The following is a 17,963-nucleotide window of genomic DNA, read 5'->3' as shown; positions in this document are numbered from 1 at the left end:
GGCACTCGATTATGCTGTGGGTTGTGAAAACAACCTTAGATGCCAGTCGTCAAAAGTGTAATGTGAGGAAGGGTTAGATGCCCATGTTTTATTAAAGTTTCTAACTATGTGTTTTTAATAAAGAGAATATAGTTAGGAACTTTAAGTTTGAAAGAGTTAAGTAAGGAATTGATTAAAGGAGGAAGTTATATGACGTATCGCCGGAGGATATCGTTATTACTTTTAATGGATTCACTGATAGTATTAACTGCTATTTTTTTTAGTTATTTTTTTGTAAATGCTAGCTTCAGTGTTATCACTTTATCATCAGTTATTAGCTCTATCACTTTATTAGTTAGTCATCATTTGTTTGCTTTTATTTATAAGTTGTATAAAAAGGCTTTGGAATATGCAAGTATAGGAGAATTGCTAATTATATGCAAGGTTGTTACATTTTCTATACTTACTACAGCGGCTGTGCAGCAACTAGTCATGGGGAAAATGTATTTTCGATTGTTAGTTGTTACTTGGATGATTCATATTTTATTAATAGGTGGTTCGCGCTTTATTTGGAGAATGTACAGAGATATTTATTATGTAAAAAAAGGAGATAAGAAAAGAACGTTAATTGTTGGTGCTGGATCTGCTGGGACAATGGTTGCGAGACAGTTGTTGAAGAATAGTGCTACGGAATTAATGCCAGTCGCGTTTATTGATGATAATGTCAAAAAGCATAATCTTGATATTTGGGGGATTCCGGTAATTGGTGGTATGAACCAAATTGATTACGTTATTAAAAAACTGAATATTGAAATGATAATTTTAGCAATTCCTTCGTTAAATAAAAAAGATAGAAATATTATTTTAAAAGATTGTTTAAAAACAAATGTGAAAACGCAAATTCTTCCAATGTTAGAAGACTTAGTAACAGGTAAAGTTTCAGTGAATGAATTCAGAGATGTTCAAGTAGAAGATTTATTAGGGCGAGACCCTGTAGAGTTAGATGTGGATATCATTTCAGATTATATAACGGATAAAGTCATTTTAGTTACTGGTGCAGGTGGATCAATAGGCTCAGAAATTTGTAGACAAGTTGCGAAATTCAAGCCGAAAAAATTGATTTTATTAGGTCACGGAGAAAACAGTATATATTCAATAGAAATGGAATTAAATGAAAAATATAATGATAAAAAAGGCGTGTTTATTCCAGAAATCGCAGATATTCAAGATGAAAAGAAGATGCATTTAATAATGAATAAACACCTTCCTCATGTTGTATATCATGCTGCTGCACATAAACATGTACCATTGATGGAAAACAATCCTGAAGAGGCAGTTAAAAATAATTTGATTGGGACTATGAATATAGCAGAGGCGGCAAAAACACATGGAGTAGGAACGTTTGTTATGATTTCGTCTGATAAAGCGGTGAACCCAACGAGTGTTATGGGGGCGACAAAGAAATTAGCCGAGATGATAATACAACATAAAGATAAAATAAGTCATACAAGGTTTGTTACTGTACGATTTGGAAATGTCTTAGGAAGTAGGGGGAGTGTTATCCCGTTATTTAAGAAGCAGATTCAAAAAGGTGGACCAGTTACAGTGACTCATCCAGATATGGTTCGTTATTTTATGACTATTCCGGAGGCATCTAGACTTGTGGTACAAGCTGGTGCTTTAGCTAAAGGTGGAGAAATTTTTGTGCTGGATATGGGAGAACCAGTAAAAATAGTGGATCTTGCTAAAAACCTCATTCGATTGTCAGGAAACTCTGTGGATGAAATAGGAATAGAATTTACGGGGATACGGCCAGGAGAGAAACTTTTTGAAGAATTACTAAAAGCAGATGAAATGAATGAGAAGCAAGTCCACCCAAGAATTTATGTAGGGAAAGAAATGAATGTTCGTATAGAAGAAATAGAAAAATTAATTTCTGAATATACAGAATTAGATGGGTTTGAACTAAGAAAGCGATTGTTACATTTAGTGAATCAGCGTAAAACTTTAAAACTACTAATACCAGTATCAGGTTAACGGCAAAAATTTATAATAAGACGGGTGCGTGGGATGGTGTCTAAAAAAGTTCTGTTTTGTGCAACTGTGGATTATCATTTTAAAGCTTTTCATTTACCGTATTTGAAATGGTTTGCAGACCAAGGTTGGGAAGTACACGTTGCAGCAAATGGGAATATACACCTTCCGTATGTAACTGAAAAATATAATATTCCTATTCAAAGATCACCTCTTAGCATACAAAACCTTCATGCATATAACAAACTCAAATCAATTATTCATCAAAATAAATATAATATCATTCATTGTCATACGCCTATGGGAGGTGCAATTGCTCGTCTAGCTGCCCGGAAAGCACGGAGGGAAGGGACGAAGGTCATATATACAGCACATGGATTTCACTTTTGTAAAGGATCGCCGTTTATAAATTGGCTTTTATACTATCCAATCGAAAGAAGTTTAGCTACTACTACAGATTGTCTCATAACAATTAATCAGGAAGATTACAATTTAGCGGTAAGACATCGATTTCAGGCGGGAAATATTAAACTCGTTCATGGTGTAGGAGTGGATATAGAACGGTATATTCCTGTTACTGAAAGTGAAAAGGAGCAACTAAGACATAAAAATGGTTATCAGTCTAAAGATTTTTTAATGTTTTATGCAGCTGAATTTAATAAGAACAAAAATCAAAGCTTCTTAATTCGATTGTTGGCACAGTTGAAAAATGAAATTCCGCATGCGAAGCTATTACTGGCTGGCGAAGGGCCTTTAATGAAGGAGTGCAAAAAAATAGCGAATCAACTGGGCGTGAGTAATATGGTGCACTTTCTTGGTTATAGAAATGATATAGCCTCTTTGCTGCAGATGTGTGACCTAGCTGTTGCATCGAGTTACCGGGAAGGTTTACCAGTTAATATTATGGAAGCTATGGCTTGTGGACTTCCGGTTATTGCTACTGACAACCGGGGGCATAGGGAGTTAATTATTAATAATAAAAATGGTTGGATTATAGATCGTGATGACATAAAGACGATGTCTGAAAGGATAAATTCTATTTTTAAAAATACTAAATTGCAAGCGCGGTTTGGACAGTGTGGACGTACTAGTATTACGAATGAATATTCAGTTAATGAAGTATTGAAAGAGAAAAAAGAAATTTATACAAGTTATATGGATGAAATGGAGGATTTAAATTGGGCGCTCCATTAAGAGTATTACATGTAGTCGTAAATATGAATAGAGGCGGAGCCGAAACTTTAATTATGAATTTGTATCGTAATATAGACCGCTCAAAAGTACAATTTGATTTTTTAACTTGTAAAGAGGGGGTATTTGATGAAGAGGTAGTAACATTAGGCGGAAAAGTTCATCGAATTCCATACGTTACAGATGTTGGTCATAGAGGCTATATAAAAGCGCTAGATACTTTCTTTAACGCTCATCCACAATATAAAATCGTTCATTCACATATGGATAAAATGAGCGGTTTTGTACTTCGTTCAGCTAAAAAAGCGAGGGTGCCAGTTAGGATTGCGCATAGTCATAATACTAGCAGTGAAGGTGGTACTGCTGCCAAAATTTATAAATGGTATGCAGGGAAATCTATAGATACATGTGCAACACACTTACTAGCATGTTCAAACGCTGCTGCCAGATGGCTATTTGCGGATAAAGCCGATGTAGCTAGAATATTAAAGAATGGAATTAATTGTGAGAGATTTTTGTTCTGTCCAGAAATGAGAAAGCAAGTAAGAGAAGAATTACAACTTGAGCAAGACGCTCTTGTTATTGGCCATGTTGGAAGATTTGCTCATCAAAAAAATCATACTTACCTTATAGAATTATTCGCTCAGTTAACTCGATTTAGGCCAAATTCAATGCTTTTATTAGCTGGCGAAGGGCCACTTCGTGTGGGAATTGAAAATCAAGTAAGGGAATTGAATTTGGAGAATCATATAAGATTTCTTGGGATACGAGCCGATATAGAGAGGGTACTTCAAGCATTTGATGCATTTGTTTTTCCATCCATACATGAGGGATTACCACTTACTCTCATAGAGGCGCAAGGAGTTGGTTTACCTTGTATAATATCAGATGCAATTACGAAAGAAGTGGACTTAGGAATGAACCTAGTTGAACATGTTCCTCTGACAGATAAAAAGACTTGGATAGAAAAAATGAAAAATATAGAAATTAGTAATTTGTCGAGAAAAATACCAGCTCAAGTATTTTTAGACAAAGGCTACGATATAAAACATACAGCAGAATTAACTCAAGACTATTATTCAGTGCTTTCGAGGTGAGGAAGATGGAGAAGTTAACGATTTTCACCCCTACTTATAATAGAGCGTATTGTCTTACAAATTGTTATGAGAGTTTAAAACGTCAAACATGTAAGGATTTTATATGGTTAATAATAGATGACGGATCTAGTGATAACACAAAAGAATTGGTCGATAGTTGGATAGCTGGAAAACATATCAAAATTATGTATCATTGGCAACAAAATCAAGGGATGCATGGTGCACATAATACAGCATATGAAATGATTGATACGGAGTTAAATGTTTGTATTGATTCAGATGATTATATGCCAGATGATGCTGTAGAAAAAATCCTTTCTTTTTGGGGTAGCTATGGAAATACTGAAGTTAGTGGAATAATTGGACTGGACTTGTATACAAATGGGCAAATAATTGGCTCAAAGTTACCAGAGAATCTTAAATACTCCACACTTTTTGATCTTTATAACAAATATGGTGTCACAGGTGATAAAAAATTGGTCTATCGCACGGAATTGATTAGGAAATATCCATACCCCATTTTTAAAAATGAAAAATATGTAGGATTAGCGTATAAATACTATATGTTAGATCAACAGTATAAGATGTTACTAATGAACGAAGCACTTTGTTATGTGGAATACATGGCTGATGGATCATCAATGAATATGCTAAATCAATATCGGAAAAATCCAAAAGGGTTTGCATTTTATCGCAAGGAACTTATGAAATTGCCATTTACTAATCGATTATTTAAGTATAGGCAAGCTATACATTATGTATCTAGTAGTATCATAGCGAAAAATAAAAGATTTATACAAGAATCGCCATGTAAAGGGTTAACACTGTGTGCAATACCATTTGGGGCTATCCTTTATAGTTATATTGCAATGAAAACAAAAATGAAAGTAAACATATAGAGATTTATTTAGTAAGTAAATGAGAGGAAATAATAATGACTATACTTTGGATGAATCTTGCTATAGTATTCACGCTCGCATTTTTTGCAAGGTATTTTGCTTTACCTGTGACTAATAGTCTTACATTGATAAAGCCAAATCAGTTTTTAATTTTGATGGCGGTCATATCTCTTGTATTAGTGTCAGGGCTTCGAAATAATATTGGGGATACTTATTTTTATATGCATGCATATAATGTTGCTGAGTTTAATTGGGAATACATCCAAAATAATAAAGACATGGGATTTAATATTTTTCAAATGATTTTAAAGGGATACACGGATGACCCTCAGGCTATGGTTTTTATTACAGCTCTAATAACAAATTTATTAATTGTAGTCACTTTATATAAATATTCAAGGTTAATTGAGATAAGCCTCTATGTATACATAACATCTGGCATGTATTTAGTCTCTATGAATGGAATAAGGCAGTATTTGGCTGCAGCTATTGTTTTTGCGGCAACAAAATATATTTTTGATGGTAACTGGAAAATGTATGTGTTAATCGTACTCTTTGCTTCAACTTTTCATCAAAGTGCACTAGTACTTATTCCTGTTTATTTTTTAATAAGAAGGAGAGCGTGGTCGGGAGTAACATTTATACTTCTTTTTTTAGCAGTGCTTATAGTTATAGGATTTAATCAATTCTCAACGTTATTCTTTGCGGCTATAGAAGATACACAATATGGTGAATATAAGGATTTTCATGAAGGTGGTGCTAATATACTTAGGGTTATAGTGGACTCCATCCCACTTATACTTGCTTACAGTGGTAGAGAGAAATTAAGGATTATTTTTCCGAATAGTGATTATATTGTAAATATGGCCTTGTTAGGTTCTGTTTTTATGCTCATTTCAACGCAGAATTGGATTTTCGCAAGGTTTTCCATTTATTTTGGACTTTATCAACTAATATTAATTTCATGGGTTGTAAAACTTTTCACTGAAAAAGATCGGAAAATTATTTATTATTTGATATTAGTGTTTTATTTTATTTATTTTATGTATGAACATGTAATTACTCTTGGAATTGTTTATAAGAGTAATTTTATTAACCTATAAATAATTTATGAAGGTGAATAATGTTGACAAACGTTATGAAAATCCCACGTATAATACATTACTGTTGGTTTGGGGGAAAAGAAAAACCTGACATAGTCAAAAAATGTATAGATAGCTGGAAAAAGAATTTATCGCAATATGAACTATTAGAATGGGATGAAAAAAATTTTGATATAAATAATAATCCATATGTGCAAGAGGCTTATAAATCAGGAAAGTTTGCGTTTGTTAGTGATTATGTCCGATTGCATGCATTATATAACTTTGGTGGAATTTACTTAGACACGGATGTTGAAGTATTCAAATCTTTCGATACTCTATTGCACCATGATTCTTTTTGGGGGTTTGAACAAGAAAATTATATAGCTACTAGTACAATAGGGGCAGCTAAAGAAAATGAACTTATAAAAATGTTTTTAGACTTATATAAAGAGAAAAGTTTTATAAATGAAGATGGAAGCTATGATGATTTGACGAATGTAGCTATTGTAACAGAAATGTTGAAAAACAGAGGATTAATAATGAATGGCGAATATCAAGAAATTGAAGGAGAGGGTGCTTTTTATCCGCAAACATATTTTTCACCATATGATTATATTAACTGTAGAAAATTTATAACTGGCAAAACATATGTAATACATTATTTTTATAAAAGTTGGCTATCACCAAAAGTGAGATTGAAAGGTAACATCAAGATACTAGCAGCTAAAATTATAGGAGGAGAAAATATAGCTAAAATCAGAAAAATAATTTCAAAAAACTAGGAGGATGATAATGAAAAATATATTAATATCCTCTTTTGATATGGAAATTGGAGGAGTAGAAAGAAGTCTCATAAGTCTGTTAGAGAATTTTGATTATGAAAATTATGCGGTGGATTTGATGTTATATAGACATAAAGGAGATTTTATGAGCTTGGTTACGAATAAAGTGAATCTATTAGAGGAAATTCCACAGTATACAACTTTTAGAAAATCAATAAGCGGGATTTTTAAAGAAAAACAATATCGTATTGGAATAAGTAGAATTTTATCAAGAGTAAATGCTGATGTTATAGGTAGAATGAAAAAAATAACAGAACCTGGATATTACCAAATGCAATTAATGTGGAAGTATGCTTTGCCATTTCTTCCTAAAGAGGAGAAAGAGTACGATATAGCAATTAGTTATTTATGGCCACATTATTTTATAGCTGAAAAGATTAAGGCTAGAAAGAAAATTGCGTGGATTCATACAGATTATTCTAATCTAGAGTTAGATGTAAAGATGGACGTAAAAATGTGGAAAGAATTTGATCACATTGTGGCTGTATCTGAAGAGTGTAGAAATTCTTTTCTAAAAAAATATGGTGAATTAGAAAATAAGGTTGTTGTAATAGAAAATTTGACCTCACCAAATTTCATAAAAAAAATGTCAAAGGAAAATATAGAAAACCCTATGGTTCATGATAAAAGATTTAAAATTATCACAGTAGCTAGGCTATCATATGCAAAAGGAATAGACAATGCTGTCAAGTCTTTAAAAATATTAAAAGATAAAGGGTATGATAATATTGCTTGGTATGTAGTTGGGTATGGAGGAGATGAAGCAAAGATAAAAGATTTGATAAAAAGTTTGAGACTAGAGAAAGATTTTGTATTGTTAGGGAAACAAACAAATCCATATCCGTATATACAAGAAGCTGATTTATATGTACAACCATCTAGATATGAAGGGAAGGCCATTACAGTAGGTGAGGCACAAATTCTTTCAAAACCAGTTATGATTACAAATTACACAACGGCCAAAAGTCAGGTGAGAGATGGAATTGATGGATGTATTGTAGAACTATCTGTTAAGGGAATAGCGGATGGAATCGAAAGGTTATATGAGGATTCCGCTATAAGAAAAGAGTTGTCTAATAATTGCTCACGGAAAAATCATGATAATATTTATGAGCTGAATAAATTGTATGGGATTATATGAGATGAAAATAGAGAAGTTCCTCCGAAATATTGTTGAGAGGAGTTATACGATGTAATTTTAACAAAGTTAATTGGGAGGGATAGGTGTGTGTGGGAAAATTAGCATTATAGTGCCTGTTTACAATGCAGAAAAATACATTATTCAATGTATCGAGTCGCTCTTAAGTCAAACACTTCAAGAATGTGAATTCATATTTGTAAATGATGGATCTAAGGATAATAGTCAGGTAATTATCGAATATTTCGAAAAAAAGGATAAAAGGATGCGGATTATAAATCAAACAAATCAAGGTGTGAGCATTGCAAGGAATATAGGTTTATCTGCTGCAAGGGGAGAATACATTGGATTTATGGATGCTGATGATTATGTAGAAAAAGATATGTATGAAGTTTTATATAAAACGGCAAAAAAAGATAATTGTGATGCAGTTATATCGAATTTTGAAGAAGAAATTGAAGGACATAAAATAATAACAAAATATTCGTTTCCAAAAGATATTGTATTAAAGAAAGATTTTATAGAACAAGAATTATTACCGTATTTTCTCAGAACAGATAATTTAAATACTGCTGTAAATAAAATATATAGAACTAATACAATAAAGGAAAAGAATATAAAATTCCCGGAAAAGGTGGAATTAGGTGAGGATGGGATGTTTAATATTTTATTTTTTAATAATGCGAAAAAAGTTAAATATATAGATTATACGGGATATTCTTATAGAGAAGTGAAAGGGAGTGCGACTAGAAATATATTAGAAAAGGATTATTTTAAGAGGGCTGTGGAAGTGTATAAGATGGATATGTCGAAATTATTCATTAACATGGATGATACAAAGGTAAGACAATTGCAAGCGATAAAACTTATAAATAGTTTGATGTCTTACGTACATATTTATTTTCAACCGTGTAAAGATATGGATTTTAAAAAAAGGTATCAATATGTAAAAAATATGATACAAGATAGATATGTAAGGGAGGCATTACCTATATATTATAGTAATGTTTATTATACGTTGGGAAAGTATGAGAAATTTATTATAAGTTTAATAAAAATAAAATCAACTATTGGACTATATTGTGCTACGTCATATAGTAGATATAAAAATAAACAATAGTGGGGAGCTCACAAATATGAAGATTATGATGTTTGCTCATGATGGTAGTTTTAATAGAGGATGTGAAGCTATAGTTCGTTCATCTACTAATATCATAAAAGAAAAAATGGATGAAACGAAGGTTTATTTAGTATCGGGTAGGCCAGAATCGGATCAATTAATAAGTAAGTTGGATGGTATATATGATGGATCCAGTCTTAGTATAAAGAAATATTCCTATAATTGGTTATTATCTGCACTTAAATTGAAGTTTTTTAATGATGAATCTTATGCATTGGGTGTAATTCATAAAAATATTATCAAACATATAAAAAATGTGGACGTATGTTTATCGATAGGAGGGGACAATTATTGTTATGGAGAGCAACCTGGATGGTATGAAATTGATAGGAGGGTGAAAGAAGAGGGAAAGAAGCTGGTATTATGGGGCTGTTCGATAGGAGAAGAGGATATGTCTGAAAAGAAGTTGGAAGATTTAAAATTATTCGATTTAATATTAGCTCGTGAAACTCTTACTTATAACATGTTAAAAAATAAGGGGTTAAATAATGTTGAGCTATGTGCAGATCCAGCATTTACTATGGAAAAAGAAGAATTAGAGTTACCCGCAGGATGGCAAGAGGGAAATACAGTAGGGCTTAATTTTAGCCCGATTGTATGGAGTAGAAATAAGAAATCTCAAGTAGCAGTAAGCAACCTTATAAATCATATATTAAACTCTACTAACATGACAATTGCTTTTACACCGCATGTTATAGATGATGGAAACAATGATTATGAGGTACTCTATAAATATTATGATGAATTTAAAGATACAGGTAGGGTGATTATATTACCAGACAACTTAAATGCAATACAATATAAGGGGTATATAACAAGAATGAGGTTCTTTATAGGAGCGAGAACCCACGCGACGATAGCTGCGTATTCAAATTACGTGCCAACCATAGTATTAGGGTACAGCGTGAAGTCTAAAGGAATAGCAAAAGATCTTTTTGGAGAAGAAAAATTAGTATTGAATATTGAAGAAATTTCTAATTGCGAAACGCTAAAAGCTGTATTTGATGAAATGGTAGAGAAAGAAGAGGAAATAAAACAAAAACTACAGCAATCGATACCGATTATAAAAAAAAGGTCATATAAAGCAGTTGAATATTTATATGACTTAGTTAACTAATCTGAGGTATATTATGAAGAAAAACTTATTATTTGTTATGCCGAGTTTGTCTGCCGGTGGTGGACAAAAAAGCTTAGTAAATCTATTATCACAAATAGACTATAAAGTATACGATGTGGATTTATTTTTATTTAATAAAACTGGAGTGTTTTTAAACTCAATACCGAAAGAAGTAAATATATTGCATTTTCCTGCAAATTATAAAGTATTTACAAAGGGATTAACTAACTCGATAGTAAACTTTCTTAAAAATGGACAAATCAGCTTAGCTTATTCTAGATTTATGTTCTTTATTAAGAATAGGATTGTAAATGATTCTACGATTTCAGAGCAGTATACGTGGAAATACTTAAATAAGTCATTTGAAGTTTTGGAGAAAGAGTATGATGTAGCGATAGGATATCTTGAAAAATCGCCTATATATTTTGTAGTTGATAAAGTAAAAGCAAACAAGAAATTTGGATGGATACACACAAACTACTCGAACTCAGGGATGGATTGTCATTTTGATTATTCATACTTTGAAAGATTAGATAATATAATTACTGTTTCGGAAGAATGTGCGAAATCTTTAGAAAAAAGATTTGTACATTTAAAACACAAAGTTAAAGTCATATATAATATCGTTTCTCCTAAGACTATTAATCAGTTATCCGATAGCGGAAAATTAGAAGGTTTTATATGTGATAACAATTACACAAATATTATTACTTTGGCTAGGTTAAGTCATGAAAAGGGCATAGATATTGCAATAAAGTCTTGTAAGCTATTAGTGAACAAGGGCTATAGAATAAGATGGTATGTTTTGGGTGAGGGAACAGAAAAGAAAACATTAGAAAACTTAATAGAGAGTAACGGACTGAAAGAGAATTTCGTATTATTAGGACTTAAAGAAAACCCATATCCATTTCTAAAAAAAGCTGATATTTATGTTCAACCATCTAGATATGAGGGGAAATCCATAGCAATTGATGAAGCTAAAATATTGAATAAGTCTATAGTTGTTACCAATTTCAGTACGGCAAAAGATCAAATTGAAAATGAAGTAAATGGCCTAATTGTAGATATGAAACCAGAAGCTATTGTAAATGGAATTGAAAAGCTTATAAAGAATACAAAACTGAAACGAAAATTAGAAAGTAACTTATCTAAAGAAAACTTAGGAACTGAAGAAGAAATATATAAGCTATATAAAATTTTATAACTGGTGGGGCGTATGAAAAAAAATGTATTGTTTGTAATAAATAATTTAAATTGTGGAGGGGCAGAAAAGGCATTAATTTCTTTATTAGAAACGATAGATTATTCAAAGTATAGTGTGGATTTGTTTTTATTTAAACATGAAGGGTTATTTTTTAGAAAAATACCTAAACAAGTGAATTTGTTAGAGGAGCCTTATGAGTATCGATATTTTGATATGCCTATAAAAACAGCTATTATGGATTGCATCAAAAAAGGAAGAATGGATATAGCTTTAGCAAGATTGTGTGCAGGGTACATATTTAAAAGTGAGCAGAATGGAGTAAGATGTGAGCAGATGATTTGGAGATATATTTCGAAATCTTTAAGGGGAATAGAAAAAAACTATGATGTAGCGATAGGCTATCTTGAAAAGAATCCTGTGTATTTTTGTGTAGACAAGGTAAAAGCAAAAAAGAAAATTGGATTTATACACAATGATTATGATGAGTTAGGTATGGATCCAAAGATTGATACTAGGTACTTTGATAAGTTAGATAACATAGTTACTGTATCAAGAGAATGTGCAAATGTCCTAACAGAAAGATTCCCCATGTATAAGAGAAAAATAAAAATTATGCATAATATAGTATCCTCGAATATGATAAATAAAATGTCATTAGAGGGGGTAGATATGAAGGATAAAGGAATAAAGATCGTTTCGGTAGGAAGATTGAACTATCAAAAGGGGTTTGAAATGGCGATAGAAGCATGTAAGAAATTGGAGGGGGATGGTTATAAAATAACATGGTATGTCGTTGGAGAAGGGGAAGAAAGAGCTAATTTAGAAAAAATGATAGAAGAAAATGACCTTGAAGAAAAATTTATTCTGTTAGGAATTAAAGAGAATCCATATCCGTATATAAGAGAAGCAAATATCTATGTCCAACCATCTAGATTTGAAGGGAAATCGATTGCAATAGACGAAGCGAAAATTTTACATAAACCAATAGTAATAACAAATTTCAGTACAGCAAAAGATCAAATAAAAAATAAAGAGAACGGAATTATTGTAGAGATGGATCCTCATGCAATATCAGAAGGAATTAAGAAATTAATAGACAATGAGGAATTAAGAATTAAATTAATCAGTAATTTATCGAAAGAACATTTAGGAACCGAGTCCGAGATAGAAAAATTATATACACTATTTGGGTAGTATAGAGAGGGCGTAATACTATGGTTATGCAAGTAGTAAGTTTTGTATTACTTGGCATTATAACAGTTATTATACTGATTGATTTAATTCCTATATGGAAGGATTGGTTGGGCAGGATAAAAATAGGAAGATTTACAGATAAGGATAAATGGAATACAGCAATAACCAGTAAAGGTATACAGTGGCTCGATAAAACGCCCAAGATCAAAGTAACTGATAATACAAGGTTAGTTGTAATAGATATGTTGAAGGGGAATTATACGAAAAGTGTTATACAGCATTGGCAAGAAGCGGCACTAGTCTTAGGCTTGGCTGAATATTTGAACCATAATGATGATAAGAGAGTTGAAAATGAAGTTATAAAACTTTTAAATTCAAAATTTAATCACAATGGTCAATGGAAAACTAAGCCTCAGCATGTAGATGGAGTAATACTTGCTTATGCCGTTATGAAATTAGAGTTTATAGATATTGATAAATATAGAAATGCATTTGATGATACATGGGAAATGATAAAAAGACATATAGGTGAAGATGGTACAGTCGAATATAGGAAGTCTATGTCAAGCTACAGGTATGTAGATACTATAGGTTTTATATGTCCTTTTTTGGTTGCTTATGGTACTCGGTATAATAAAAATGAGTGTATAGAACTAGCGATAAAGCAAATTACAGAGTATAAACGATATGGAATATTAGATATATACATTCCAAGTCATGCATATAGGTTAGATAATAAAATACCTGTTGGTTTATATGGATGGGGAAGAGGGATGGGATGGTTTGCAATTGGCCTTATAGATACTTGGAGTGATTTACCACAAGATAATGAATATAAGGTTGTATTAGAAGAATATATCAAAACATTTGCAAAAAGTGTTATGAGTTTTCAACAAGAAAATGGAAGCTGGAATTGGACTGTAACTAGGAGTGAATGTAGGCCAGATTCTTCTGCTACAGCTACGTTAGGATGGTTTATGTTAAGTGCATCAAAAATAGGGGGGATTTCGAACGAATGTTTAGAAAGTGCTGATAAAGCTATAAATTATTTAATGAAGGTAACAAGAAGAAACGGAGTGGTTGATTTTTCTCAAGGGGATACAAAGGATATAGGTGTATATTCTTTGTTATTTAATATTCTGCCTTTCACCCAAGGTTTTTGTATTAGAATGATAAATTCATATAAATATAAGAATATAAATAGGTGATTATACATGATAAAAAGAATTATAACATCATTAAAGGTTAGGATAAGAAACAAGTTAAATCCTAAATCAGAACTAGAAATATTAAGAGAAAGAGGATTAATATATGGAAGGAATTTTAATTTTTTTAATAGCCATATAGATTATGGACATTGTTGGCTTGTAGAAGTAGGAAATGATGTAACTATAACTAATAGTACTATATTAGCTCATGATGCAAGTACAAAATTCTATTTTGGAAAATCTAAAATAGGAAAAGTTAAGATTGGAGATAGAGTATTTATAGGATACAATAGTCTGATTTTATGTAATGTTAAAATAGGAAATGATGTTATAGTTGCTGCTGGATCAATTGTAACAAAAGATATACCTGATAATAGTGTAGTTGCAGGAAATCCAGCTAAGATAATAGAAAAGACATCGGATTATTTAGAAAAACATAAGAAGTTTATGAAAGTTAAACCTATATATGATACGTACTGGCCGTATAAAACTCAACGACAGATAGAGGTAATAAGAAAGGAATTAGAGTGCGATTTTGGATATGATGAATAAATAAAAATAGAAAATTGCAAAAAGTTTTTTGGTAATTGTTATTAATAAAGCTAGTGAAATTTAGAAATATCGAGATTACTAATACACAATAGAAGTCAGAGGTGGATATTTTTAATTATCAGCGGAAGTATATTTGAGTATAAAGATTCCTTAATTGTCCAAACTGTATTTTTCTAGCTTGTACTTAGCTAAACTAAGGTGAAAAATATGAAAAAACCTGGAGAAAATATGAGAGTAAAAAATTCTATTTTTAATATAGTTGCTGGTCTAGGAAACCAAATAATTATTACATTGTTAGGTTTTGTTTCAAGAACGGTATTCATAAATAGTTTAGGTATTACGTATTTAGGAATAAATGGACTGATCACAAATATATTGTCTATGCTAACATTGGCGGAGGCAGGAATAGGGGCTAGTATTATGTATAGCCTTTATAAGCCAGTAGCCGATAACGATCAAACAAAAGTCAAGATGTTGATGAATTTTTATCGAAAAGCCTATATGATAATAGCTTTAATTGTATTGTTATTGGGATTATCTATCATGCCATTTCTTCAATATTTTATTAAAGATTCGAACGTGAAAGATATTTATTTGATATATGGGATTTTTTTGCTGAATACAGTTCTGCCATATTTGTATGTTCATAAAAGCACCTTTTTAAATGTTTGTCAGAAGGGATACATTGTGATAGGAATCTATTCGATATCATCAATTGTATCTACTTGTTTAAAAATAGGAATACTGCATTTTACAAAAAATTATATTTTATATTTGGTAATAGACAGTATCATAACAATTATCACCTCTATTTTCTTATCTACTCTAGTGAACAAAATGTATCCATATTTGAAGAATAAAGCATCAAGTAAATTAGATAGTGAGACAAAAAGAAACATTGTTCAAAATGTAAAAGCTATTGTATTGCAAAATATAGGGAATTATCTGATATTTGGGACTGATAATATTATGATATCTTCATTTGTAAGTGTTGCAGCAGTGGGATTGTATTCTAATTACAATATGTTAATTGAAATTTGTAGGACTTTTATTAATCAAATTTTTAATAATATCTATCATAGTGTAGGAAATTTAGTAGCGAACGAAAGTATAGATAAAGTTTACAGCGTATATAAAGTATATATGCTTCTAAATTTTTGGTTATACTCATTTTTTACTATAGCTCTATATATTATGATAGAACCTTTTATTACTTTATGGTTAGGCTCAGAATTTTTAATGAGTAAAGGGGTACTAATGATATTGATGATGATGTTTTATGAAAGAGGTATGAGAAATTCGATAACTACAGTGAAAACAACATCCGGAATCTTTCATGAAGATAGATATGCTCCTTTATGTCAAGCTGCCATGAATCTTATTATTTCTATTGTTTTGGTTCAATATATTGGTATTGTAGGTGTGTTCGTTGGGACTTTTGTAAGTGCACTAGCTGTTCCTTTTTGGATTACGCCTTATCTAGTATATAAAAATGTATTTCATAAACCTGTAAGGGATTACTTTTGGAAATATGTGTATTATGTAACTGTAGGTATAGGATCCTATCTACTAACTAGTTTTATATGTAACTTTATAACGTCAGATAATTTCTTAACATTACTATTAAGAGGTATTGTTTGTTTGGTAATTCCGAATTTAATTTATGTATTTGTTTTTTATAAAACAAATGAATTTAAATACCTATCAGGGATTATTAACGATGTAATTAGGACATTGCTAAAAAGATTAAAATTAAATAAAAAAAAGACATATAAGATAGACAGCTAAAACTATTAGATTAAAGGGAGCATTTCTTATTGTGAAGAAGTTCTATCAAGGTTATTTATTCTGAAAGGATGTTGTTTATGAAAAGGTCAGATATATAGTGAGTAAATTTAATTTATTGTAAGGTGTGCTTAAATATAAGAGAAATATAGGTTTTAAAATCTATCTGGAATAAAGAAAAGGTGTATTATGAGTAAATATGTTGAAAATAATAATTGTATAGAAAAAAGCGTTATGTACAAAAATAGCATAATGTTTTTTTTATTGTGAAATTTTTCGTGTTTACAATATAACAGATTTTTATGATACATCATAAAAACTAAATTAGTTCTTTAAGTTTAATTATGGAGAAACGCAAATAAGAAATGTTTTAAGTAAAGAGAAAGGAGAAGTTTATGAGTCAGCTGAGTATAATAGTACCTATTTATAACGCTGAGAAAAAACTTGATAAATGTATAAAATCTATTATTAAGCAGACATTTAAAGAGTATGAATTGATTTTAGTAAATGATGGTTCTTCAGATAACAGTTTAAATATATGTAGGAAATATGAAAAACAAGATAATAGAATAGTTGTAATAGACAAGAAAAATGAGGGGAGTATCGCGACTAGAAGAAAAGGAATAGAAGCTTCGAATTCTAACTATATAATGTTTGTTGATGCAGATGACTGGATTGATAAGAAGATGGTTGAGGAGTTATATTATCAATCTATGGAGAGTAACGCAGATGTTACTGTATGTAACATGTATAAAGTCTTAGGGAATAGCATGTTAATTAAGAAGAAAAATAAAAGTAGATATTTCAGTGGGAATAAGATTTATGATAAGAACGAAATAAAAAGAGATATAGTAGTGGCATACTTTTGGGGACATCCTTTTCCACCATCATTATGTGCAAAGTTATATAAAAAAGAGTTGATTGAAAATAGTGGAAAGTATCTAGATAGAATTTGTTTTTTAGGTGAAGATCTCTTTTATAATTTAGAAATGTTCATAAAAGCAAACAGGGTAAAAATTATTGATAAACCTTTATATTATTATAGACACGGTGGGCTTACAAGTAAATATATGCCTCATTTATTTAATGATATGGTCAACGGTTATAAAATTCAAAAGGAAGTTATTGATGAATTTTATTTAGATACGAAGCGAATAGAACACAACGGTATTAGTATTATGCTATTAAATACTTTTAAAACTTGTTTATACAATTTGTTTAGTAGTAATTTGAATACATCTGAGATTATGCAACAAATACAATTATATGTTTCTAATGATAACGTCATAGAATGTTTAAATAACGAAGGTTCTTTGAAATATTTTTCAGAAGAATATTTAAATGCTATAAAAAATAAAAATATAAAATATTTATATGAATTAGGTGAGCAAATGTATAGAAAGAAGAAAATAAAAAAATCTTTTATAAATTTCATGTCTAAAATTTCCGTAATTTAGT

15 protein-coding genes are annotated in these 17,963 nt (G+C 30.7%); all 15 read left to right on the top strand.

Translation table 11 applies throughout. The features are described from left to right. Positions 1-189 precede the first annotated feature (189 nt). Positions 190-2,016 carry a polysaccharide biosynthesis protein gene (locus KVT31_RS27455; protein ID WP_088097399.1) on the top strand — a complete coding sequence of 609 codons (1,827 nt, stop codon included), beginning with the start codon at positions 190-192 and terminating at the stop codon, positions 2,014-2,016. A 33-nt stretch (positions 2,017-2,049) separates the two neighbouring features. After that, positions 2,050-3,207 carry a glycosyltransferase family 4 protein gene (locus KVT31_RS27450; RefSeq protein WP_088097398.1) on the top strand — a complete coding sequence of 386 codons (1,158 nt, stop codon included), beginning with the start codon at positions 2,050-2,052 and terminating at the stop codon, positions 3,205-3,207. Then, entirely contained in the window at positions 3,192-4,301 is a 1,110-nt protein-coding gene (locus tag KVT31_RS27445) for a glycosyltransferase family 1 protein (protein ID WP_088097397.1), read from the top strand. The genes KVT31_RS27450 and KVT31_RS27445 overlap by 16 nt, the downstream gene beginning before the upstream one ends. A 5-nt stretch (positions 4,302-4,306) precedes the next feature. Next, a complete protein-coding gene (locus KVT31_RS27440) occupies positions 4,307-5,200 on the top strand; it encodes a glycosyltransferase family 2 protein (protein WP_088097396.1) in 894 nt (297 codons plus the stop codon). A 35-nt stretch (positions 5,201-5,235) separates the two neighbouring features. Beyond that, positions 5,236-6,303, top strand: coding sequence for an EpsG family protein (locus KVT31_RS27435; protein WP_088097395.1), 1,068 nt, complete (start codon positions 5,236-5,238; stop codon positions 6,301-6,303). A gap of 20 nt (positions 6,304-6,323) precedes the next feature. After that, complete coding sequence (locus tag KVT31_RS27430) at positions 6,324-7,067, top strand: glycosyltransferase family 32 protein (protein WP_088097394.1); 744 nt, start codon at positions 6,324-6,326, stop codon at positions 7,065-7,067. A gap of 10 nt (positions 7,068-7,077) precedes the next feature. Then, complete coding sequence (locus tag KVT31_RS27425; protein WP_088097393.1) at positions 7,078-8,268, top strand: glycosyltransferase; 1,191 nt, start codon at positions 7,078-7,080, stop codon at positions 8,266-8,268. Positions 8,269-8,353: 85 nt separating this feature from the next. Then, positions 8,354-9,385 carry a glycosyltransferase gene (locus tag KVT31_RS27420; RefSeq protein ID WP_088097392.1) on the top strand — a complete coding sequence of 344 codons (1,032 nt, stop codon included), beginning with the start codon at positions 8,354-8,356 and terminating at the stop codon, positions 9,383-9,385. 16 nt (positions 9,386-9,401) lie between these two features. Beyond that, on the top strand, positions 9,402-10,562 hold the full coding sequence (locus tag KVT31_RS27415; protein WP_088097391.1) for a polysaccharide pyruvyl transferase family protein: 1,161 nt from the start codon (positions 9,402-9,404) through the stop codon (positions 10,560-10,562). Positions 10,563-10,575: 13 nt separating this feature from the next. Further along, positions 10,576-11,766 (top strand): glycosyltransferase, encoded by a 1,191-nt coding sequence (locus KVT31_RS27410; RefSeq protein WP_088097390.1) that lies wholly within the window; start codon positions 10,576-10,578, stop codon positions 11,764-11,766. 12 nt (positions 11,767-11,778) lie between these two features. Further along, a complete protein-coding gene (locus KVT31_RS27405; RefSeq protein WP_088097389.1) occupies positions 11,779-12,960 on the top strand; it encodes a glycosyltransferase in 1,182 nt (393 codons plus the stop codon). Positions 12,961-12,980: 20 nt separating this feature from the next. Beyond that, positions 12,981-14,168: a glycoside hydrolase family 88 protein gene (locus tag KVT31_RS27400; RefSeq protein ID WP_088097388.1), complete on the top strand. Its 1,188-nt coding sequence runs from the start codon at positions 12,981-12,983 to the stop codon at positions 14,166-14,168. Positions 14,169-14,174: 6 nt separating this feature from the next. Next, entirely contained in the window at positions 14,175-14,720 is a 546-nt protein-coding gene (locus KVT31_RS27395; protein ID WP_088097387.1) for an acyltransferase, read from the top strand. Positions 14,721-14,948: 228 nt separating this feature from the next. Further along, complete coding sequence (locus KVT31_RS27390) at positions 14,949-16,508, top strand: lipopolysaccharide biosynthesis protein (RefSeq protein ID WP_088098180.1); 1,560 nt, start codon at positions 14,949-14,951, stop codon at positions 16,506-16,508. A gap of 392 nt (positions 16,509-16,900) precedes the next feature. Then, the gene (locus KVT31_RS27385; protein ID WP_088097386.1) at positions 16,901-17,962 is read left to right on the top strand and encodes a glycosyltransferase family 2 protein; all 1,062 of its coding nucleotides are present in this window, start codon (positions 16,901-16,903) and stop codon (positions 17,960-17,962) included. Position 17,963 lies beyond the last annotated feature (1 nt).

Source organism: Bacillus sp. GbtcB14, from assembly GCF_019091205.1.
GTDB lineage: Bacteria > Bacillota > Bacilli > Bacillales > Bacillaceae_G > Bacillus_A > Bacillus_A cereus_AG.
The sequence above is the reverse complement of the archived record's forward strand: the minus strand, read 5'-3'. Positions and strand labels throughout refer to the sequence as shown.

Coding starts and splice junctions, on each gene's coding strand:
- KVT31_RS27425 (WP_088097393.1), top strand. CDS start 7,078: ATGAAAAATATATTAATATCCTCTTTTGATATGGAAATTGGAGGAGTA.
- KVT31_RS27385 (WP_088097386.1), top strand. CDS start 16,901: ATGAGTCAGCTGAGTATAATAGTACCTATTTATAACGCTGAGAAAAAA.
- KVT31_RS27410 (WP_088097390.1), top strand. CDS start 10,576: ATGAAGAAAAACTTATTATTTGTTATGCCGAGTTTGTCTGCCGGTGGT.
- KVT31_RS27450 (WP_088097398.1), top strand. CDS start 2,050: ATGGTGTCTAAAAAAGTTCTGTTTTGTGCAACTGTGGATTATCATTTT.
- KVT31_RS27395 (WP_088097387.1), top strand. CDS start 14,175: ATGATAAAAAGAATTATAACATCATTAAAGGTTAGGATAAGAAACAAG.
- KVT31_RS27415 (WP_088097391.1), top strand. CDS start 9,402: ATGAAGATTATGATGTTTGCTCATGATGGTAGTTTTAATAGAGGATGT.
- KVT31_RS27390 (WP_088098180.1), top strand. CDS start 14,949: ATGAGAGTAAAAAATTCTATTTTTAATATAGTTGCTGGTCTAGGAAAC.
- KVT31_RS27405 (WP_088097389.1), top strand. CDS start 11,779: ATGAAAAAAAATGTATTGTTTGTAATAAATAATTTAAATTGTGGAGGG.
- KVT31_RS27400 (WP_088097388.1), top strand. CDS start 12,981: ATGGTTATGCAAGTAGTAAGTTTTGTATTACTTGGCATTATAACAGTT.
- KVT31_RS27435 (WP_088097395.1), top strand. CDS start 5,236: ATGACTATACTTTGGATGAATCTTGCTATAGTATTCACGCTCGCATTT.
- KVT31_RS27455 (WP_088097399.1), top strand. CDS start 190: ATGACGTATCGCCGGAGGATATCGTTATTACTTTTAATGGATTCACTG.
- KVT31_RS27430 (WP_088097394.1), top strand. CDS start 6,324: ATGTTGACAAACGTTATGAAAATCCCACGTATAATACATTACTGTTGG.
- KVT31_RS27440 (WP_088097396.1), top strand. CDS start 4,307: ATGGAGAAGTTAACGATTTTCACCCCTACTTATAATAGAGCGTATTGT.